At 72.2% G+C, this 20385-nt stretch carries 19 protein-coding genes and 1 pseudogene; 10 read left to right on the top strand and 10 right to left on the bottom strand.

Going from position 1 to position 20385, the window contains the following annotated elements; genetic code table 11:
* Positions 1-7 precede the first annotated feature (7 nt).
* Positions 8-454 (bottom strand): Lrp/AsnC family transcriptional regulator, encoded by a 447-nt coding sequence (locus BX283_RS09615; protein WP_101387220.1) that lies wholly within the window; start codon positions 452-454, stop codon positions 8-10.
* Positions 455-548: 94 nt separating this feature from the next.
* Between BX283_RS09615 and BX283_RS09610 the strand changes: the two genes are divergently transcribed.
* Complete coding sequence (locus BX283_RS09610) at positions 549-1037, top strand: rhodanese-like domain-containing protein (RefSeq protein ID WP_101387219.1); 489 nt, start codon at positions 549-551, stop codon at positions 1035-1037.
* A 190-nt stretch (positions 1038-1227) separates the two neighbouring features.
* Here the strand turns inward: BX283_RS09610 and BX283_RS09605 are convergent, their stop codons facing one another.
* A complete protein-coding gene (locus BX283_RS09605) occupies positions 1228-2910 on the bottom strand; it encodes a DUF885 domain-containing protein (RefSeq protein WP_101392244.1) in 1683 nt (560 codons plus the stop codon).
* 50 nt (positions 2911-2960) lie between these two features.
* Positions 2961-3491 carry an Lrp/AsnC family transcriptional regulator gene (locus BX283_RS09600; RefSeq protein WP_101387218.1) on the bottom strand — a complete coding sequence of 177 codons (531 nt, stop codon included), beginning with the start codon at positions 3489-3491 and terminating at the stop codon, positions 2961-2963.
* Positions 3492-3550: 59 nt separating this feature from the next.
* Between BX283_RS09600 and BX283_RS09595 the strand changes: the two genes are divergently transcribed.
* The gene (locus tag BX283_RS09595) at positions 3551-4798 is read left to right on the top strand and encodes a PLP-dependent aspartate aminotransferase family protein (RefSeq protein ID WP_101387217.1); all 1248 of its coding nucleotides are present in this window, start codon (positions 3551-3553) and stop codon (positions 4796-4798) included.
* Here the strand turns inward: BX283_RS09595 and BX283_RS09590 are convergent.
* On the bottom strand, positions 4692-6140 hold the full coding sequence (locus tag BX283_RS09590; RefSeq protein ID WP_101387216.1) for a GNAT family N-acetyltransferase: 1449 nt from the start codon (positions 6138-6140) through the stop codon (positions 4692-4694). The genes BX283_RS09595 and BX283_RS09590 overlap by 107 nt on opposite strands.
* 196 nt (positions 6141-6336) lie before the next feature.
* On the bottom strand, positions 6337-7920 hold the full coding sequence (locus BX283_RS09585; RefSeq protein WP_101387215.1) for an alkaline phosphatase: 1584 nt from the start codon (positions 7918-7920) through the stop codon (positions 6337-6339).
* Between the two features lie 360 nt (positions 7921-8280).
* Between BX283_RS09585 and BX283_RS09580 the strand changes: the two genes are divergently transcribed.
* A complete protein-coding gene (locus BX283_RS09580) occupies positions 8281-8694 on the top strand; it encodes a VOC family protein (RefSeq protein WP_101387214.1) in 414 nt (137 codons plus the stop codon).
* Here the strand turns inward: BX283_RS09580 and BX283_RS09575 are convergent.
* Positions 8691-10208 (bottom strand): PLP-dependent aminotransferase family protein, encoded by a 1518-nt coding sequence (locus BX283_RS09575; protein ID WP_101387213.1) that lies wholly within the window; start codon positions 10206-10208, stop codon positions 8691-8693. The genes BX283_RS09580 and BX283_RS09575 overlap by 4 nt on opposite strands.
* Here BX283_RS09575 and BX283_RS09570 point away from each other — a divergent pair.
* A pseudogene (locus BX283_RS09570) lies at positions 10199-11044 on the top strand (DMT family transporter); the annotation flags it as partial. The gene BX283_RS09575 and the pseudogene BX283_RS09570 overlap by 10 nt on opposite strands.
* A 99-nt stretch (positions 11045-11143) precedes the next feature.
* Here BX283_RS09570 and BX283_RS09565 read toward each other — a convergent pair.
* On the bottom strand, positions 11144-11974 hold the full coding sequence (locus BX283_RS09565; RefSeq protein WP_101387212.1) for an alpha/beta fold hydrolase: 831 nt from the start codon (positions 11972-11974) through the stop codon (positions 11144-11146).
* Positions 11975-12160: 186 nt separating this feature from the next.
* Between BX283_RS09565 and sigJ the strand changes: the two genes are divergently transcribed.
* Both sigJ and BX283_RS09555 read left to right on the top strand, forming a co-directional pair.
* A complete protein-coding gene (sigJ, locus tag BX283_RS09560; RefSeq protein ID WP_101387211.1) occupies positions 12161-13078 on the top strand; it encodes an RNA polymerase sigma factor SigJ in 918 nt (305 codons plus the stop codon).
* 249 nt (positions 13079-13327) lie between these two features.
* Positions 13328-14089, top strand: a complete 762-nt coding sequence (locus tag BX283_RS09555) for a GntR family transcriptional regulator (RefSeq protein WP_101387210.1) — start codon at positions 13328-13330, stop codon at positions 14087-14089.
* A gap of 277 nt (positions 14090-14366) precedes the next feature.
* Here BX283_RS09555 and BX283_RS09550 read toward each other — a convergent pair whose 3' ends face one another.
* The 3 genes from BX283_RS09550 to BX283_RS09540 form a co-directional block, all read right to left on the bottom strand.
* On the bottom strand, positions 14367-15524 hold the full coding sequence (locus BX283_RS09550; RefSeq protein ID WP_101387209.1) for an ROK family transcriptional regulator: 1158 nt from the start codon (positions 15522-15524) through the stop codon (positions 14367-14369).
* An 88-nt stretch (positions 15525-15612) separates the two neighbouring features.
* The gene (locus tag BX283_RS09545; RefSeq protein ID WP_101387208.1) at positions 15613-16263 is read right to left on the bottom strand and encodes a response regulator transcription factor; all 651 of its coding nucleotides are present in this window, start codon (positions 16261-16263) and stop codon (positions 15613-15615) included.
* Between the two features lie 4 nt (positions 16264-16267).
* Positions 16268-17440 (bottom strand): sensor histidine kinase, encoded by a 1173-nt coding sequence (locus BX283_RS09540; RefSeq protein WP_101387207.1) that lies wholly within the window; start codon positions 17438-17440, stop codon positions 16268-16270.
* A 107-nt stretch (positions 17441-17547) separates the two neighbouring features.
* Here BX283_RS09540 and BX283_RS09535 point away from each other — a divergent pair, with 107 nt between their 5' ends.
* From BX283_RS09535 to BX283_RS09520, 4 genes are all read left to right on the top strand, one after another.
* Positions 17548-18615 carry an ABC transporter ATP-binding protein gene (locus tag BX283_RS09535; RefSeq protein WP_101387206.1) on the top strand — a complete coding sequence of 356 codons (1068 nt, stop codon included), beginning with the start codon at positions 17548-17550 and terminating at the stop codon, positions 18613-18615.
* 3 nt (positions 18616-18618) lie between these two features.
* Positions 18619-19368 carry an ABC transporter permease gene (locus tag BX283_RS09530; protein WP_101387205.1) on the top strand — a complete coding sequence of 250 codons (750 nt, stop codon included), beginning with the start codon at positions 18619-18621 and terminating at the stop codon, positions 19366-19368.
* A 37-nt stretch (positions 19369-19405) separates the two neighbouring features.
* The gene (locus BX283_RS09525) at positions 19406-19843 is read left to right on the top strand and encodes a hypothetical protein (protein ID WP_101387204.1); all 438 of its coding nucleotides are present in this window, start codon (positions 19406-19408) and stop codon (positions 19841-19843) included.
* Between the two features lie 106 nt (positions 19844-19949).
* Positions 19950-20351, top strand: a complete 402-nt coding sequence (locus BX283_RS09520) for a hypothetical protein (protein WP_101387203.1) — start codon at positions 19950-19952, stop codon at positions 20349-20351.
* Positions 20352-20385: the final 34 nt, after the last annotated feature.

Raw genomic sequence — 20385 nt, 5'->3', positions numbered from 1 at the left:
CCGGGGCTCAGCGGCCGATCGCCCGGCGGGGCAGCGGCGAGGAGTAGACGACGCTGGTCGTCACCGACCCCAGGGCGCCGATCTTCCCGGAGATCTCCTCCAGGTGGCTCATCGACCGCGCCCCCACCTTGATCACGAAGCAGTCGTCGCCCGTGACATGGTGCGCCTCCATGATCTCCGGAGTCGCCTCCAGCAGATCGTGGAACGGCTTGTAGTTGCCGTTCGGGTACCGCAGCCGTACGAAGGCGAGGATGCCCCGGCCGAGCCGCTCCTGGTCGACGACCGCCGTATAGCCCGAGATCACCCCCGCCTCTTCGAGGCGCCGCACCCGTTCCGTCACGGCGCTCGGGGACATGGCGACGGCGCGGGCCAGCTCCGCGAATGTGGCCCGGCCGTCCTGCTGGAGGGCGTCCAGGATGCGCCAGTCGGTGGCGTCCGGGGAATACTCGGTCATGGCTGCCAGACAACAGTGAAATCCCCGGCGAATCAAGAGATGTTCCGGGGATCGCATCTTCCGGCTCATGATCAAGGACCGTAGATTTCTGGCCATGACAACAACGCAGCTCGCCACCGCCGCCAACCCCGTCCTCCGCGTCGCCCCGGCCGCGCCCGCCGACGCCGCCGCGTACTTCCGCGCCAGCCTGGTCTTCCACGCCGACGTCTCCGACGTGGCGTCCGTGCTGGCCGCAGGCGGCGAGCCGGGCTTCGTGGTGCTGGACTCGCGCTCCACGGAGTCCTGGGACCAGGGCCATGTGCCCGGCGCCGTACACCTGCCCACCGCGCTCATCGCCGAGCAGGCCGAGCAGCTGCTCGACAAGTCCGTGCCGGTCGTCACCTACTGCTGGGGCCCCGGCTGCAACGGCGCCACCCGCGCCGCCCTGGCCCTGGCCGAACTCGGCTACCAGGTCAAGGAGATGCTCGGCGGCTTCGAGTACTGGGTGCGCGAGGGCTTCGAGTTCGAGACCTGGGAGGGCCGCGAGACGCGCGAGGCCGACGCACTGACCGCGCCCGTGGGCGCGGAGAACTGCGGCTGCTGACGGCCGGGCCGCGGTGGCGGGATGTGGGTGGCGGGCCTGGACCCGCCACCCACCGGGTGGGAACCCGCCACCCGCCGGGTAGGGACGCGCCACCGGCCCGGTAGGAACCCGCCACCCGCCGGGTAGGGACGCGCCACCCACGGGGTGGGAACCCGACCCCCGCCGGGCGGGAACCCGCCACCCCGCCGCGTCAGAGCTTGGACAGCTCGTCCACCAGGTCGTCCAGGCCCAGCGGCCCCTGGGAGAGCGCCGCCATGTGCCAGGCCCGGGCGTCGAACGCGTCGCCGTGGTGCTTCTTCGCGTTCTCCCGGCCCATCAGCCAGGCCCGCTCGCCCAGCTTGTAGCCGATCGCCTGGGCGGGCACGGACAGATAGCGGGTGAGCTCGCTCTCCACGAAGTCCGCCGGGCGTCCGCTGTGGCTGCCGAAGAACTCCTGTGCCAGCTCCGGCGTCCACCGCTCGCCGGGACGGAACGGCGAGTGGTCCGGAATCTCCAGCTCCAGGTGCATGCCGATGTCGACGATGACCCGGCAGGCCCGCATCATCTGCGCGTCCAAGTACCCCAGCCGCCGCTCCGGGTCGGGCAGGAAGCCCAGCTCGTCCATGAGCCGCTCGGCGTAGAGCGCCCAGCCCTCGGCGTTGGCGCTCACCGTGCCGATGGTCGCCTGGTAGCGCGAGAGCCGGTCCGCCACGTGCCGCCACTGCGCGATCTGCAGGTGGTGGCCGGGAACGCCCTCGTGGTACCAGGTCGAGACCAGGTCGTACACCGGGAAGCGGGTCTCGCCCATGGTCGGCAGCCAGGTGCGGCCGGGGCGCGAGAAGTCCTCCGAGGGGCCCGTGTAGTAGGGCGCGGCGGCGCTGCCGGGGGGCGCGATGTGCGACTCCACCTTCCGTACCCGCTCGGCGAGTTCGAAGTGCGTGCCGTCCAGGGCCGCGATCGCCTCGTCCATCAGGGCCTGGAGCCACTCGCGGACCTCGTCGACGCCCTCGATGTGGGTGCCGTGCTCGTCGAGGTGGGCCAGCGCCTCCCAGGGGCCCGCGCCCGGCAGGATCTTGTCGGCCTCGGCCTTCATCTCACCGAGGATGCGGTGGTACTCGGACCAGCCGTACGCGTACGCCTCGTCGAGGTCCAGGGTCGTCCCGTTGAAGTAGCGCACCCAGCGGGCGTACCGCTCGCGGCCCACCGTGTCGGGCGCCCCGGCGATCGCGGGCGCGTACACCTCGCGCAGCCAGTCGCGCAGGGCGACCAGCGCCTCGCCCGCCACGCGCGCGGCCGCGTCCAGCTCGGGACGCAGCGCCTCGGGGCCCGGCGCGACGAACTCCTCGAACCAGTTGCGGTCCGTGCCGATCCACTCGGTGAGCTGGCCGATGAAGGTGGCCGTGGCGCGCGGGCCCGCGAACAGCTTCCGGTCGAGCCCCAGTTGCAGCGAGGCGCGATAGCCGTCCAGGGCCGCGGGGACGGCGGTGAGCCGGGCCGCGACGTCCGCCCAGTCCGCCTCGTCGGCGACCGGCATCATGGTGAACACCTGGCGCACCGAGTGGACGGGCGAGCGCAGATTGCTGATGCAGCGCAGGCCCTCCTGCGCGTCATGGACGGCGAGTTCGGACGTCAGGCGCTCCCGCAGCAGTCTGGCGCAGCGCCGCTCGGAGTCGCTGTCCGCGCCCGGCAGCCGCTCCGCCTCGTCGAGCCGCGCCAGCGTCGCGCGGGCCAGGTCGGCCACGGCCGCCTGCCCGGCGGGTGTGAAGTCCGGAAGCAGCCGGGCGCTTCTGCGCACGCCCAGATAGGTACCGGTGATGGGGTCGAGTTCGATGAGTGCGTCGACATGGGCGTCGGCGACCTGGCGGGGCAGCACGCTGCTGGAAGTGTCTGGCATGGACCACATACTCGTACGAGCGGAGGCTCCGCGTCACCAACAGTCGACCTTCAGCCACCGGAGGCGGAAGGGGAGACAGGGGGCGAAGCGGAAGGTGAGCCCGGTGTCGACGAGGGTGGCAGCAGAGGGCCGCACTCCCACTGCTGGAAGATCAACCGCGTCTCCACCCGGGCGACTTCGCGCCGCGAGGTGAACTCGTCGATGACCAGCCGCTGGAGGTCGGCGGTGCCGGTCACGGCCACGTGGACCAGGTAGTCGTCCGGCCCGGTGAGGTGGAACAGGGCGCGGGACTCCGGCAGCGCCCGGATGCGCTCGACGAACGGACCGATCAGTTCACGCCGATGTGGTCGCACCTGTACGGAGAGGAGTGCCTCCAGGCCGCGGCCCATTCTGGCCGGGTCGAGACGGAGCTGGTGGCCCAGGATCACTCCGGAGCGGCGCAGCCTGGTCACCCGGTCCAGGCAGGTGGAGGGCGCCACGCCGACCTGCGCGGCCAGGTCACGGTAGGTGGTCCGGGCGTCGTTCTGCAGGAGGCGCAGAATGTCCAGATCCACCGGGTCCAGTGCGACAGAATCGGCCATTGGCCGAACGTAGCACGGACCTCGCCGCTCAATTCCGGTCACGTCATCACAGTGCCGCCATGGACACCGACACGCAGGACCGTACCCAGGCCGCACCCCGTGCCCTGGCCACCGAAGCCGTCCACGCCGGCCGCGACGACCTCGCGGGACTCGGCCTGCACGCCCCGCCGATCGACCTTTCGACGACCTACCCCTCGTACGACAGCGCGGCCGAGGCCGCTCGGATCGACGCCTTCGCGGCCACCGGGCTGCTGCCCGAAGGACCCCCGGTCTACGCGCGTCTGGACAACCCGACCGTGGGCCGTTTCGAGACAGCCCTCGCACGGCTGGAAGGGGCCGCCGGCGCCGTCGCGTTCGCCAGCGGCATGGCCGCGCTGACCGCGGTGCTGCTCGCCCGGGCCTCGGCGGGCCTGCGGCACGTGGTCGCGGTCCGGCCGCTGTACGGCTGCAGCGACCACCTCCTGGACGCCGGACTCCTCGGTACGGAGGTGACCTGGGTGGACCCGGCGGGCATCGCCGACGCCCTGCGGCCCGACACCGGACTGGTGATCGTGGAGACCCCGGCCAACCCGACCCTCGCCGAGGTCGACATCCGGGCCGTCGCCCACGCCTGCGGCTCGGTGCCGCTGCTGGTCGACAACACCTTCGCCACGCCCGTGCTCCAGCGGCCGCTCGAACAGGGCGCGCGGATCGTGCTGCACAGCGCCACCAAGTACCTGGGCGGCCACGGCGACGTCATGGGCGGAGTCGTCGCCTGCGACGACGCGTTCGCGCGGCAGCTGCGCCAGGTGCGGTTCGCCACCGGCGGCGTCCTGCACCCGCTCGCGGGCTATCTGCTGCTGCGGGGCCTGTCGACGCTTCCGGTACGGATGCGGGCGGCCGCGGGGAGCGCCGCGGAGCTGGCCCGCAGACTGGCCGCCGATCCGCGCGTGGAACGGGTCCACTATCCCAAGGTGGGCGGGGCGATGGTCTCCTTCGAGGTGAACGGCGATCCGCACCGCGTCATCGCGGGCGTCCGGCTCATCACCCCGGCCGTCAGCCTCGGCAGCGTCGACACCCTCATCCAGCACCCCGCTTCCATCAGCCACCGCATCGTGGCCGAGGGGGACCGGCGCTCCGCCGGAGTGAGCGACCGCCTGCTGCGGCTCTCCGTCGGACTGGAGGACGTCGACGACCTGTGGAGCGATCTGAGTCTGGCGCTCAGCGCTCCGCCCGCGACGCCTGCCCGAACGGCGTCTGCCCGAACGAAGCCTGCTGCTCGAACGACGGACGCGCCGGCACCCGAGCCTTCGGCAGCCGGGCGGTGACCACCAGCGTGCCCTCCTCGATCTGGTAGTCCAGCGGCAGGCCGAGGCCGCGCATCGCCGCCACCATCCCGGTGTTGGAGGACTGCGTGACCGCGTACACGCTCTCGCAGCCCGCCTCGACCGCCAGCGCCACCAGGCGCTCCAGGAGCTCGGAGCCGATGCCCCGGCGCTGCCAGTCGTCCTCGACGAGCAGCGCCACCTCGGTCTCGTCGCCGTCCCACAGCAGATGGCCGAGGGCGACGAGCCGCCCCGAGGCGGTCTGGGCGGCGAGGGTGCGGCCGTAGCGGGGGCTGAGCAGGTGGTTGAGGTAGCGGTCGGCGTCGCCGACGGGACCGTGGTAGCGCAGGCTCAGCGTGCGGTCGGAGCAGCGCTCGTGCATGGCCTTGGCGGCCTCGACGTCGTCCTGACCGGCCCGGCGAACGGCGATCTCGTTGCCCTCGGGCAGGGTGAGGACGTCCTGGCTGCGCGGGATGCGCGGGCCGAGCCGCGCGTCCAGCTCGACCAGCGCGCGCGCCCGCGCGAACTCGGTCGGGGTGAACGGGAGGTAGGGTCGCTCGATGGTGATGGCCCCGCCGTTCGGGTCGCGCAGCCGCATGGTGGTCGATTCGAGTACGCCCTCGACCGGCGCCGTCTCACCGGTCGGGCGGCCCGACAGGGACACGGCGGGCAGCGAGTGGATGGTGCACCTGCCCAGCAACTGCCTCAGTGCGAGAGGCAGTTCGGCCGCGTCGAGCGCGGTCCGGGTGGCGAGGCCGAGCACCCGGGTGGGCGCGTCCACCAGGTCGTGTGCGTCCGCGCGCTCCAGCCAGATGTCGCCGCCGCCCGCTGCCGCGATCTCCTTGGTGAGCCGGGCGGCCGTCAGCTCGGCGGGGGCCCGGAGCAGGAACTCGTCGACCGTGCCGTCGGCCAGCGGGTGCGTCTGGAGGGTGAGGATGTCGACCCGGCTGTGGGCGAGCGCGGTGCACAGGGCGGCCAGACTGCCCGGCTCGTCCCGCACGGTGGCCCGCATCCGCCACAGCGAGGTCTCGCGGGGCGCCGCCTGCGGTGCGGCGGACCCGTCGGTGGACGCGGCGCCGGCTGTCGCGGGCGCCGCGTCCGTATCGGCCCGTGTGTCCGCCGGGGGTGCGTGGCTGTGGCGGTGGGCCCACCAGGTGTGGAACGCCGCAGTGGCCACCAGGGCGACCGCCGAGGCGATGAGCAGGAACGGTCCGTCCGGCCCGTGGGCGACCGTGTTCGCCAGCCCGTCGGCCACCGCCACGGCCGTGAACAGCGCGGCCAGCTCGATCATGTCCCGCCGCCAGTGGTGGCGGCGGGCGCTCTTGCGGGCAGTCAACTCAGGCATCTCAGTCATGCCCTCACTGTGGCCGAGCGGTGTTGCGTGATCACGAACGCTTTGTGACTGATGGGTTAAGTGTGATTCTGGTGCTTTTCTGGCCGTTTCTTACGGTCTGTGGCGCGGAATGACCGGGTCGGTGCCGCAGTCCGTACGTCGCTTCGGCGTACGTCGCTCTGGGCTGCCTCACCACTGCCGTACCTCGCTACTGGCCCACCAGACCCGGCCTGAGTACCTTGGTGAAGAGTACCGAACCGCCCTGGGCGCGCAGTCGCACCGTCAGTTCGCCGCTGCCGCCGTCGATCTCGATCTCGCCGAAGTTCGGCGGGGTCTCCATCGGGGAGGCGTTGGCCCGCGCGGGCGCCTGGACGAAGACCTGGTCGGGACCGAAGGTCGCGTCGAGCTTGTTCGCCGGGAACCCGCCCGCGGCGAGCGGCCCCGACACGAACTCCCAGAACGGGGCGAAGTCCTTGAACGCGGCCCGCGACGGCTCGTAGTGCTGGGCCGCCGTGTAGTGCACATCGGCCGTCAGCCACAGGGTGCCGGTGATCTTGCGGTGCTTGACGAACCGCAGCAGTTCGGCGATCTGGAGCTCGCGCCCGAGCGGCGCGCCCGGGTCGCCCTGCGCCACGGCCTCGAAGTTCGCCGGGCCGTCGCTGACGACCAGTCCGAGCGGCATGTCGGCGGCGATCACCTTCCACACCGCCCGGGAGCGCGCGAGTTCCCGCTTCAGCCACTCCAGCTGCTCCGCGCCGAGGATGCCCACGGTGTCGTCGGCCTGCCGCCCGGGGGAGTTGGCATCGCGGTACGTCCGCATGTCGAGCACGAACACGTCGAGCAGCGGCCCGTGCCGCACCACCCGGTGCACGCGCCCCTCCCGGCTGCCCGGCCGCAGCGTGGAGACGGGGAAGTACTCGCTGAAGGCCCGCAGCGAACGGGCGGCCAGCACGTCGATGTTCTTCTCGGTGTACCGGGCGTCGTCCAGGATCTGCCCCGGGTACCAGTTGTTCCGTACCTCATGGTCGTCCCACTGGACGATGGAGGGCACCTGCGCGTTGAACCGCCGGACGTTCTCGTCGAGCAGGTTGTAGCGGAAGTTGCCCCGGTACTCGGCCAGCGTCTCGGCGACCTTGGACTTCTCCTCGGTCGTGATGTTCCGCCAGACCCGGCCGTCGGGCAGCGTCACGCTGGGCAGGATCACCCCGTCCGCGTAGATGTTGTCCCCGCTGGACAGGAAGAAGTCCGGGTTGAGCTGCCGCATCTCGTCGTAGACGCCGAAGCCGCCGATGTCCGGGTTGATGCCCCAGCCCTGCCCGGCGATGTCGCCGGACCACAGGAAGCGCACGTCCTGGTGGCGCGAGGCGGGCGCCGTGCGGAACGTGCCGTACACCGGCTTGCCGGTACGGCGCGGGTCGTCGGGGTCGGCGAGCGTCACCCGGTAGTGGATCTGCTCCCCGGCGGGCAGTCCGCGCAGCTGCGTCGTACCGGTGAAGTCGGTGCCCGGTCCGAGCAGCGGACCGTGCCATCTGCGGGCGCGGCGGAACGATTCGGTGGCGGAGGTCTCCACGACCATCCGGGCGGGCCGGTCGGACCGGGCCCACACGAGCCCCGACGACGCCGTGATGTCACCGGCCTGCACGCCCCAGTCGGCGCTCGGCCGCCCGGAGAGCGCCAGCGCGGGCGCGGCCGTGGCGAGCCCGGCGGGCAGGGCGAGACCCGCCGACACGGCGAGTGAACCCTTGAGTACGGTACGGCGGTTGGGCGAGGGGATCCGAGGGCGGTACGGCATCGAGGTGCCTCCAGGGACGGAGTGGCGGGATGGGGCGGGTGGTCCGGTGCGTGCGGATCCGTGCCATGCCTACTGCCCGGCTGCGGCGCGGGCGCGAACCCCAGGTGAACAACGGGATGTTGGCCCGGGGGCGATTGGGCCATTGGGCGACGGGCCGATGGGCCGATGGGTCGGCGGCTCGGGGGTGGGCGGCCTGGACGGCTCGTCCCGGGGCGCTGGGACTAGGGCGGTCGGACTAGGGCAATCGGCCGGGGACCAAGGAACCATCGACCGGGTGATCTTCGTTGAGTACGTTGCCGGTACGGGCCGCCGCCGAGGCGGCCCCGGACGACAGCAACAGCGAAAGCACAGGGAGTTCCCATGCCGGTCGGAGCCCGCTCACACATCCGCATCGCCCGCCCCTCGCGCGATCTGGCGGCGGCGGAGCGGTTCTGGGTCGACGGCCTGGGGCTCGACGTCGTGTGGCGGCACGACGCGGCGAGCGCCGCCGCCGGTGAGCACGCGCTCCTGATGGTCGGCTGGCCGGACGCCGACTGGCACCTGGAGCTGGTCCACGAGTCGGCCGCCCCCGTGGAGCCCCGGCCGACCGAGGAGGACCTGCTGGTCATCTACGTGGACGAGGAAGTTCCGCAGGACCTGGTGGCTCGCCTGGAGGCCCACGGCGGCAAGCGGGTGCAGTCGCCCAACCCGTACTGGAACGAGTGGGGCGTGACGATCGAGGACCCGGACGGGTACCGGTTGGTGCTCTGCATACGGGGCTGGTCGAACTCCTAGGCGTCACGCGTGGGCACGGCTTCGGCGAGGAGCCGCACCCCGCGCGCGATGTCGGACGGGGTCAGATGGGCGTACCCCATCACCAGCGCAACGCCGACGCCCGCTTCGGTGTCCGTTCCCGTTCCCGTTCCCGTACCCGCTCCTGATCCCGTTTCTCTCCCGCGTGAGCTGTAGTACGAGAGCGGGCGCACGGCCACGCGCGCGTGGGCGGCGCGTTCGAGCAGACGGGGCTCCGGGCCGTACCGCGCGGGCAGTCGGGCGATGATGTGCAGCCCGGCCGCGATGCCGCTCACCTCGGTGCCGGGGAAGTGCTCGCGCAACGCGCCGACCAGCGCGTCCCGCCGCTCCCGGTAGGCGCGTTGGCACCGGCGCAGTTGGCGGTCGTACGCGCCGCTGGTGAGGAAGTCCGCGAGCAGCGCCTGGTCGAGGGCGGGGTTGCCGAGATCCATGGTGCGCTTGCGGGCGACGATCGGGCCGGTCAGCCGCTCCGGCGCGAGCAGCCAGCCGAGCCGCAGCCCGGGGGCGAGCGACTTGCTGACCGACCCGGTGTACGCGACGTGTTCCGGGTCGAGTCCCTGGAGCGCTCCGACCGGAGCCCTGTCGTAGCGGAAGTCGCCGTCGTAGTCGTCCTCGACGACGAGCCCGTCCACCGCCCGCGCCCAGTCCAGGAGTTCGGCCCGCCGGCGCGCGGAGTAGGCGATCCCGGACGGGAACTGGTGCGCCGGAGTCGTCACCGCGACCCGTACCCCGCTCGCGTACAGCGGGCCGATCGCCAGGCCCTCCTCGTCGAGCGGCAGCAGCCGGGTCCGTACGCCGGTGGCCGCGAACAGCGCGGTGTGCTCGGGGCTGCCGGGGTCCTCGACGCCCACGGTCCGCTCGCCCCGCTCCCCGAGCGCGAAGCCGAGCAGCGTCGTGGCCTGGGCCACCCCGGAGCAGACCACGATCCTCTCGGGGTCGGCGACCACGCCGCGCCGCCGGGCCAGCAGCGCGGCCAGCGCGGTGCGCAGCTCGGGCAGCCCGCGCGGATCGGGATAGCCGAGCGAGCGGTGCGGCAGCCGCTCCAGGACGCCCTTGTGCGCGGCGGCCCAGGCGGCCCGCGGGAACAGCGACAGGTCCGGTGTGCCGGGCAGGAAGTCGGCCAGGGCGCCGGGGTCGCGCGGCGCCAGGTCACGCGCGCGTGGCGCGTCGGCGGCGCGCGCCGCCGCGCCCACCCAGGTGCCCGCGCCCCGGTCACTGCGCAGATAGCCCTCGGCGGTGAGCTGTTCGTAAGCCTCGGTGACCAGGCCGCGCGACACCCCGAGGTCGGCGGCGAGCTCACGGCTCGACGGCAGCCGCGTCCCGGCGGCGAGCCGCCCCGACCGCACGGCCTCGCGGAACGCCGACTGGAGCAGCCTGCCCCGCTGCCGGGCCGGAGCGGCGGCGGCCGGAAGCAGCAGTTCCCAGGCCGCGTTCCAGGACGGCGGCGCGTCGTCGCCCTGTGGCGCGGAGGGCGAAGTGGTCCCCGATGGAGTCATGGAAGTGGACCTTAAACAAGGCCACCGCGCTGCCTAGCGTCGGCCCCATGAACGTGTCACAGCTGCGGGGCGCGGCGTTCGCCGCCGTCGCCTGCTTCCTCGTCGGCGGGTCCTTCACCGCCAACAGCGTCCTCGGCGACTATCCGCACGCGGGCGGCCAGGCCCTCCGCTACGGCCTCGCCTGTCTGCTGCTGCTCCCGCTGCTCGGCCGGGGCGGCACCGCGCCGCTGCGCGCCCTGGGCGGGGCGCAGTGGGGCCGGCTCGCGCTGGTCTCCGCGGTCGGGATGGTGGGCTTCAACATGGCGGTGCTGGCCGCCGAGCGCACGGCCGAGCCCGCCGTCCCCGGTGTCTTCGTCGGGTGCGCGCCGGTCATGGTGGCGGTCCTCGTGCCGCTGCTCGACGGGCGGCGGCCCACCCGGCCGGTGCTCTACGGAGCGCTTCTGGTGGCGGCCGGAGCCTTCACCGTGCAGGGGTGGGGCCGTACCGACGCGGCGGGCATCGCCTGGTCGGCGGGTGCGCTGGTGGGCGAGGTGGGGTTCGCGGTGCTGGCGGTTCCGGTGCTGCGACCGCTCGGCCCGAAGCTGCTGTCGGCGGCCGTGTGCGGCGTCGCGGCCGTCGAGTCCGCGGCGCTCGCTCTCGTACTGGACGGCCGGTCGGCGCTGCGGCTGCCCGACGCCGCCGAGACGGCGGCCCTGGTCTGGCAGGCCGCCGTCGTCACCGTGGTCGGATTCGTCTGCTGGTACATCGGCGTGCAGCGGATCGGCGCCGAACGGGCGACGCTCTTCTCCGGCCTCATCCCGGTGTCGGCCGCGCTCACGGCCCCGCTGGTCGGCGCCGGAGCGTACGGCACGGCGCAGGCCGCGGGCAGTGCGCTGGTCGCCGCCGGGGTCGCGCTGGGCGCGGGAGTGCTGGCCCGGCGCCCGAAGCGCACCGGCTCAGCGGCTGGTGTCGAGGATGACGCGCGCGACCAGGGCGGGGTCGTCGTTCATCGGGACGTGGCCGCAGCCGGGCAGCCGCACCAGCCGGGCGCTGGGGAGCGTGTGCTTGGCGCGGATGCCCTGACGGCGCAGCAGCAGCCGGTCCTTGGCGCCCCAGGCGACGGTGACCGGGACTCCGGGCACGTCGTCGGTGAACCGGACCCGCACCCCGGCGGCCAGGGTCTCGTCGAAGCCGGTGGCCTCGCGCAGCGCGAGCGTCTCGGCGACGACGGCCTCGGGTGAACGGCGCCCGGGGCGCGCGTAGATGGTGCTCGTCAGCGCCGCGCGCCCGGCCGCGCTCCGGGACAACCGCTCGATGGCCGGCAGCGGCAGCAGCCTCGCGCCCCGCCGCATCGCGGTCAGCGTCGCGAAGGCGTAGCGGCGCTCGGCCTGGGTCCAGAACCCGGCGGGGGAGAGCGCCGTCACCGACCGTACGAGCTTCTCGCGCCCCAGCTCCAGGGCCAGCAGCCCGCCGAGCGAGTTGCCCGCCACATGCGGCCGTTCGATACCCAGCTCCTCGCAGAGCGCGCCCAGCGTCGGTACGACCGACCGCAGGTCGTACGAGACGCCCTCGGGCAGCGCCGGGGACTCGCCGAAACCGGGCAGGTCCACGGCGATGACATCGCGCTCGGCGGCCAGCAGGTCGAACACCGGGTCCCACGCCTGGCGGTGGTGGCCGATGCCGTGCAGCAGGAGCAGCGGGTCGCCGGAACCGGCCCGCCGGTAGGAGACGGTGACGGTGCGGCTGCCCCGGGGGGAGCCGATCGTGAAGGAGACCTCTTCGGCCATGCTGCTGCTCCCGGTGGTGGACGGACGGTGCCGCGCGGGCGGCGGTAGACACCCTGTCAGCAACAATTACCCTTCAGTAGCTTGGAGTTCAAGAGCCGGGTCCCGGACACCGCGCCAGGGGCGCAGAATCGAACAGCGAGAGTTCGCCTTCTGGACAGCCGGTTGCCGGTCGGCTGGGATGGAGCGGTGACTGCCCCCACCGCCGCCGAACTCTTCGAAGACCACAGGTCCGTCCTCACGGGCGTGGCCTACCGCATGCTGGGCCGTGTGACCGACGCCGAGGACGTGGTGCAGGAGGCGTGGCTGCGCTGGTCGGCGCAGGATCGCGACGGCGTGCGCGACCCGCGCGCGTTCCTCGTGCGGATCACCACCCGGCTCGCCATCGACCGGCTCAGACAGATCCAGGCGCGGTGCGAGGCGTACGTGGGGCCCTGGCTGCCCGAGCTGATCTCGACCGATTTCGGGCCTGTCGTACCGGATACGGTCGAACAGGCCATGCTGGCCGATTCCGTCTCGCTCGCCGTTCTGGTCGTCCTCGAATCGCTCTCGCCGCTGGAGCGCGCGGTGTTCGTCCTGCGGGAGGCGTTCGGCTTCCCGTTCGCGGAGATCGCGGCCACCCTGGACCGCACGGAGCCCGCCGTGCGCCAGCTCGCCGGGCGCGCCCGGCGCCACGTCGACGAGCGCAAGCCCCGCTACGACGTCGACCCCGCCCACCGCCGCGACCTCACCGAGCGGTTCATGGCCGCCGCGGGCGGCGGCGACCTGGACTCCATGCTCTCCCTGCTCGCCCCCGACGTACGGTTCATCGGCGACAGTGGCGGAAAGTCCAAGGCCCCGATGCGGATCATCGAGTCCGCCGACAAGGTCGGACGCTTCCTGTACGCGGTGTCACAGGAGGGCGGGCCCGAGGGTGACTTCCGCATCACGGAGATCAACGGCGGCCCCGCGGTGCTGGTCCTCTACGACGGCGAGCCCGACAGCGTCCTGCAGCTCGACGTCCTCGATGGCCGCATCCACTGCATCTATGTCGTACGGAACCCGGACAAACTGACCGCACTCGCCCACGAACTGTGCGAGGCGCGCGTGGATCAGTCGTCCTGTTAGCCGCACGCGCCCCAGTAGCACGACCCTGTGCCCGGATCCGGGCACAGGTCACTTTGCTGCGCCCTGCTCACGGGACCGCGAACGTCGTGTGAACGCTCTGCGCCAGGGCTCGGATTCGTTCCGTAACGGAACGAGGATTGGTCTTGACCAAGGGGGTGTGCCGCCCTATGGTCGCAGAGTTAGTGCAGGAACCTTTAATAAACAAGGGCGCAGAAAAGCCGCCGGGGCACGGCGATTGCGGAGGACAGGGTGGGGACCACGCAGCTGGAAACGGTGCCGGAGCCGAAGTACTGGCACCTCAAGACCGTGCTGAGCGAGGCGCTCGACTCGGACTTCGCGGTGGGAGAGATCCTGCCCAACGAGCGTGAGCTGGCCGCCCGTTTCGGTGTCGCGCGCGCCACGCTCCGCCAGGCTCTGGAGCAGCTCGAACTCGAAGGCAGGCTGCAGCGCCGCCGCGGCGTCGGCACGACCGTCGCCCCGCCGCGCGTGGGCGTCTCCGTCGGCGCCGAGCAGCACGACTGGCCCGGCACCGCCGGTGACTCCTGGCAGGCCGCCGACTGCGCCGTCGGCACCCCGCCGCTCGCGGTGGCCCGGCTCTTCGACACCGAGCCGCTCGAAGAGGTGCACACCGTCCGCCGGATCCGCACCACCCACGGCCAGCCCGTCGCCGCCGAGCTCCTCTACGTACCGGCGTCCTCCGTGCCGGACCTCACCGCGATCGACGCGCCGTCCGGACCGGCCCGCGCGCGCAGCGTGCTGCGCGAGCTCCAGCGCCTCGACCTGGAGGGCCAGGACCGCGCGGTCGAGCTCGGCTCGGCCCGCGCCGACGACGCGAAGGAGCTCGACCGGCTGCCGGGCGCGCCCGTCCTCGTCGTGACGACGCGCTACTTCTCCCTCGGCCGGACCGTCGCCGTCTCGGTGGCGACCTACCGCGCCGACACCTGCCGCCTCACCTTCGGCGACTCCGGCGACCTGCAGATCAGCCACGCCGGCCACCGCCAGGCCTCCTGACGCCCCGTTTCCCGATACGGCCCGCCACTCTCGACGAGCGGCGGGCCGTTCGCGTTGGGGTAAGGGCAAGGGCAAGGGCAAGGGCAAGGGCAGGGTCAGGAACAGCGACTGGGGCAGATGCCGAGTCGGGCGGTGCATGCCCGGTGCGGCGAGGCTTGAGGGGCCGGTCCTGGCTGGCCAGGGCGTGGCTCTACGTCATCGCCCGGTACGGCGGGGCCCAGCCCCGCGTACCCCGGCCGGGCCGTGGGTGCACCTACGGCCCCCGCCCCCCGCCTGCTCAGCGGCGAGCCGTCACCGTGCCCTCGACCGCGAACAGCTGCTCCTCGACGTGGTCGAGCGCGAGCCGCAGCGCACCGGTCGCCACCGCCGCCTCCCCGAGGAGGGAGAGGGTCACCCGCGGCGGCCGCAGGCAGTACCGCGCCAGTTCCTGGCGCAAGGGGTCCAGCACGCCGTCGATCCCCGCCGCCCAGCCGCCGACGACCACCAGCTCCGGGTCGAGCGCGAGCACCAGGGCCGCCACATCGTGGACCAGCCGCTGGATGAACCGCTCGACCGCCTCCTGCGCACCGCTGTCACCCCGCTTGGCCAGCGCGAACACATCGGCGACCGCCTGCTCGTCCAACGGGTGCAGCGGCTCCTCGGTCGTCGACAGCAGCTTCTCGGGCGTCACGTCGCGGCCCAGCAGATGCAGCGCGCCGATCTCGCCCGCCGCGCCGCCGAACCCCCGGTGCAGCCGTCCGCCTATCAGCGACCCGGCTCCCGGGCTCAGCCCGGCCAGGACGAAGACGATGTCGTCGGAGTCGGTCGCCGCGCCCTTCCAGTGCTCGGCCACGGCCGCCGCGTTGGCGTCGTTCTCGACCAGCACCGGGCAGCGGAACGACCGCCGCAGCCGCTCGCCCAGAGCCAGACCGGTCCACTCGGGCAGCGCCGTGCCGAGCCGCACGGTGCCGTCGGCCTCCACTATGCCGGGGCTGCCGACACCGACCGCGCGGAGCGAACTGCGCGCCACCCCGGCCCGCCGCAGCAGGTCGGCCACCGTCGCCCTGACCTTCTCCAGACGCTCATCGGCCGAGGCCGTCTCCGACACCTCGCGGGACCCGGCGCCGACGATCCGTCCGTCGAGCCCGGACAGCAGCGCCGCCACCCGGTGCGGGCCGATCTCGATGCCCAGCAGATGGCCCGCCTCGGCCCGGAACCTGAACCGGCGCGCGGGGCGTCCCTGACGGCGCGCCTCGCCCTCCTCGGGAGCCGACTCCACGACGAGTCCGCCCTCCATGAGCCCCTCGACCACGCCCTCGACCGTCGGCCTCGACAGGCCGGTGATCCGGGTCAGATCGGTCAGCGTGGGAGATTCCGCCCCACGCAGTGCATGGAGAACCACCGCGGAGTTGATCCGCCGCAGCAGAGAGGGATCCCCGCCGGTCAGCCGCCCCAACGTGTGTCCTCCCAGCTCGTACGCGTGTCTGCCGGATCGTACTCGCTGGTCAGGTATACGGCGAGTGGCGGATGGTCACGGAGGCGCATCAGCTCGGAGCCACGAATCCCGACTCGTACGCCGCGATCACGGCCTGAGTCCGGTCCCGGGCGCCCAACTTGGCCAGGACGGCGCTGACATGGGTCTTCACCGTCTCGGTGCCGACGATCAGCCGGGCGGCGATCTCCGCGTTGGAGAGCCCGCGCGCCATCAGCCGCAGCACGGCCGCCTCACGCTCGGTGAGGGCCGCCTTGTCCAGCGCCGCCCGGGCGTCCCGGTTGCCGTACTCGGCCGCGAGCGACCGGACCGCCGCCGGGAACAGCAGCGATTCGCCCTCCGCGACGAGCCGCACCGCGTGCACGATCTCGGCGGGCCGGGCCCGCTTCAGCAGAAACCCGTCGGCGCCGGCCCGCAGCGCCTCGTACACGTACTCGTCGTTCTCGAACGTCGTGACCACCAGGATCTTCGGCGGATCCTGCACCGTGCGCAGCACCGCCCGAGTGGCCTCTATGCCATCGAGCAACGGCATCCGGACATCCATCGCCACCACATCGGGGCGCAGCTGGCGCACCAGCGGGATGACGGCGGCGCCATCGGCGGCCTCACCCACCACCTCGATGTCGGGCTGAGCCTCCAGTACGGCACGCAGACCCGCACGGACCAGGGGTTCGTCGTCGACGAGAAGAACGGTAACCGGCATCCGGTCAGCGTAGGCCGTCCAGCGGCAGCCGGACGCGCACCCTCCATTCCCCCGCCTGCGGACCCGACCGGGCCTCGCCGCCCAGCAGCGCCGCCCGTTCACGTATGCCGCGCAGGCCGCTGCCGCCCTGCCCCCTGGGCGTCGAACCCGCCAGCGGATTCGTCACATCGAGCTCCAATCGCTCTCCCAATACCGCTATCCGCACCCGCACGGGCACCGGACCCGAGTGCCGCAGCACATTGGTCAGTGCCTCCTGGAGGATCCGGTACCCCTCCCGGGAAACCGGACCCGGCACCAACGACAGCGGGCCGCTGAGCTCGGAATCCACCTTCGCCCCCGAGGCCCGCGCCGATTCGAGCAGCCGGTCGGCCTCGTCGAGCGTCGGCCGCTGCCCCACCGGCCCCCCGCTCTCACGCAGCACGAGCAGAACGCGCTCCAGGTCGTCCAGCGCGGCCCGGCCCGTCTCCTCGATCGCGGCCAGCGCCCGGGCCGTGAACGCCGGGTCGCCCGCCGCCCGGGCAGCACCGGCCTGTACCACCGCGACGGTCAGCGCGTGCCCGATCGAGTCATGGATCTCGCGGGCGATCCGATTACGTTCGAGCAGCCGCTCGGTCCGCTCCTCCAGCGCGGTCAGCCGCTCCTCCTTCGACGGGCCGAGCAGCCGCCGCGCGATGGCGGCGTCCAGTTCCCCCATGGCCGCGACACAGCCGAGCATGAGGAGAACGGGCAGCGGAGACAGCGGCAACCACCACCAGTGCGGAGCCAGGTCACGCAGGACGGGGACGTCGCTCGTGCCGTGGCCCAGAGAGGCCCTGACCAGCTCGTAGGTGACCACGGGAAGCCATACCGATATCACCAGGGTCACCAGCGCGAGCGCCAGCCGTATCTCCAGCCACATGACCGTCCGCCCGCGCTCGGCCCAACTGGCCGACGGCGCCGCGGAGACGGTCGCGTCGTGTCGGCCCCGCTCCTTCGGCACCACGAGCAACTGGGCCTGTATCCCCTCGGTCAGGCGCACGGCCGGTATCAGCCCTATCAACAGCAGGGCGAGAAAGGGGACATACGGCTTTTCCATATCGATGAACAGCCAAATGCCGTACACCGCGGCGGGCATCGACAGATGCAGCCATCGCGTGTACGTCACGGAGCGGCCCAGCGGGCGGAGAAAGCGGATCATGTCGCCATCGTGCCAGCGTCCGGATCGCCGCGGCTCCCCCGCACGGGGGAGACGATCCCCACGCACGGGGGAGGCCCGGGACCTGCGGTGACGGCGAATGTTGAGACATGACCAGCATCGACGTCCAAGAGCTCACCAAGGAGTACGGAACCACCCGCGCCGTGGACCGCCTGACATTCAGCGTGCGGCCCGGCCGGGTCACCGGCTTCCTCGGCCCCAACGGCGCCGGAAAGTCCACCACCATGCGGCTCGTCCTGGGCCTGGACCGGCCGACGTCGGGCACCGCCACGCTCGGCGGCCGCCCGTACGCGGAATACGACGAGCCGCTGCGCCACGTCGGCGCGCTGCTCGACGCCCAGGCCGCGCACGGCTCGCGCACCGCACGGAATCATCTGCTGGCTCTGGCCGCCAGTAACCGAATACCGGCACGACGCGTGGACGAGGTCCTGGAAGAGGCGGGTATCGCCCGTGTCGCGGGCCGACGCATCAAGACCTTCTCCCTTGGTATGCGTCAGCGGCTCGGGATCGCGGCGGCCCTGCTCGGCGACCCCTCGGTGCTGATCCTGGACGAGCCGTCCAATGGCCTCGACCCGGAAGGGATCATCTGGATAAGGGAGTTGATGCGGAGGCTTGCCCGTGAGGGCCGGGCCGTCCTGGTCTCCAGCCACCTGATGAACGAGACCGCGTCGTTCGCCGACCACCTGGTCGTCCTCGGCCGAGGACGACTCCTGGCCGACACACCCATGCAGGACTTCATCGACTCGCGCATACAGCCGCGAGTGCGCCTGCGGACCACCGACGGCAGTCGCCTGCACACCCTGCTCACATCGCGGGGTTTCGCACCCGTCCAAGGCGAGGACGGCCGCTGGATTGTCGAGGGCGCACGCGTCGAGGAGGTGGGTCTCCTCGCGGCGACGGACGGCATCCCGATCCTCGAACTCGCGACGGAGGAGGCAACGCTGGAGCAGGCCTATCTCGACCTCACGGCAGACGAGGCGGAGTTCGCGTCCGCCTCAGCCGTCTCGTCCGTCCCGGCCGTCGGCCCCAATCGTCCCACCCCTCCTCACTCATCCCACCATACGAACCCATCCACTCCTTCTTCCCCTACGACCTCTACTTCCCCTTCCTCCCTGTCTATCCGCTCCGTCCGTTCGGCCACCGACCAGGAGGTATGAGCCGTGTCGTTCCCCGCAGTTCTGCACGCCGAGTGGATCAAGGTCCGCTCGCTGCGGTCCCTCGTCGGCTCGCTGATATCGGTGTTCCTGGCGACAGCCGGGCTGACCGTCCTCGTCTGCGCCACGCTGGGGCACCCGGCCGCCGACAGCACTGATTTCGTCGAGCCCATTCTGTTCTCCTACTACGGCCTCAACTTCGGGCAGATGGCGGCACTCACCTTCGGCGCGATAGCCATGGCCTCGGAGTACAAGAACGGGGGGATACGGGTCTCGCTGGGCGCAGTGCCCAACCGGGGGCTGTTCTACGCGGCGAAGCTGGTGGTGATCGCCGGTCTTGCCTTCGCCGTAGGGCTCGTCACCAGTCTGACTTCGTTCCTGTCCGGCCAGGCGCTCATGGACAAGGGGTTCGGCATAGGCATCGGTGATCCGGGGGCACTTCGCGCGGTGGTCGGCTGCGCCTTCTACCTCGCCCTGCTCAGCTTGCTGGCCGCCGGCCTCGCGGCGCTGCTGCGCAGCGTCACCGGCACCATGAGCGTGCTCGTGCCCATGTTCCTGATCGCGCCGTTCGTGGTCGGGGACGTGTCGCACGGCGGTAGCGCCGCGGACTTCCTGCCGGATCGGGCGGGCCAGCAGATCCTGCTGCTCCACCCGGAAGGGCCGTTGGGGGCCTGGAGCGGCATGGCGGTGCTCATGGCGTGGAGCGGGCTGGTCGTGGGGGCGGGCTGGTGGGCGCTGCGGCGGCGGGACGCCTGAGAGGCCAATTGTCAGTGGCGGCGGGTTTACTGACTGCATGACCACCGCACGGCATCTCGAAGTCATCGATCTGCTGCGCGTCCGCGACTTCCCCGCGGAGCGCGGCAGGTCGGGGGCGATCACCAGCGGACCCGGCTACCACCTGGCGGAGCTCAGCACCAGCGAGGACTTCTGGGACGACGACGGCAGCAGACGCGTCGAAGTGCAGGAGCAGTACGAAGCGGAGTGCGAGGCCCTCGCCCAGCTGCTGAGCGAGCGGTGGGGCGCTGCGCAGATGTTCAGCCTCTGGAGCGTGCTGACCCGGGGCATGGAAGGAGAGGAGATAGCCGAGCCGTGGGGCGAGCTGAGCAACAGCGTCCCGTACCTCCACCTCTGGCGGGCGGAACACCACTGGGTCGCCGTCGGCGTCTCGCAGTGGGACACGGAGTTGGAGTTCCAGCTGATGGCGGTGGTGACGGAGGTCGATCCGCCGTGAGGCCGTAGGAGGCGCGGGCGGGGCCGCCGGGTGACAGGTCGGCGGGCCGGTGTGGCGTAACGTCCTGGGGCGTCGCCGTCTCTTGCCGGCGGGTGAGGAGATCGTGATGACGTACGCAGTGGCGGATCTGGGTGGCGGTACGACGGAAGTGTCCGTCGTCGCGGACGGCGTGGTGCAGATGACCGGCTACGCGGGCGGTGGTGAGGCGTCGGTCGCCGAGTTCACCCCCGCACAGGCCCGGGAGCTGGCGGCGGCGCTGGTGCGGGCGGCGAACGAGGCGGAGAACCTGGCACCGGGCGAGCCCGTGTCGGTCAAGGCGCAGGAACTGCGGCGGGGCGATGTACGGGACGGCGACCGGTCGATGACCGTGGACCGGGTCAAGGTGGACGAGACCATCTCGACGGCGCACGTCACGTGGAAGTCGGACGTGGGCCGTACCTGGACGCAGAGCTATGCCATGGACACGGACATCCGTCTGCGGAGGCGGGGGCCGGAAGCGGCGGGGTGAGGGAAGGGGGTGTCGCGGGGCGGACGGGAAGGTG

The organism is Streptomyces sp. TLI_146 (genome assembly GCF_002846415.1).
Lineage (GTDB): Bacteria > Actinomycetota > Actinomycetes > Streptomycetales > Streptomycetaceae > Streptomyces.
Note: the sequence above shows the minus strand (reverse complement) of the source record. Positions and strands in the feature narration are given on the sequence as shown.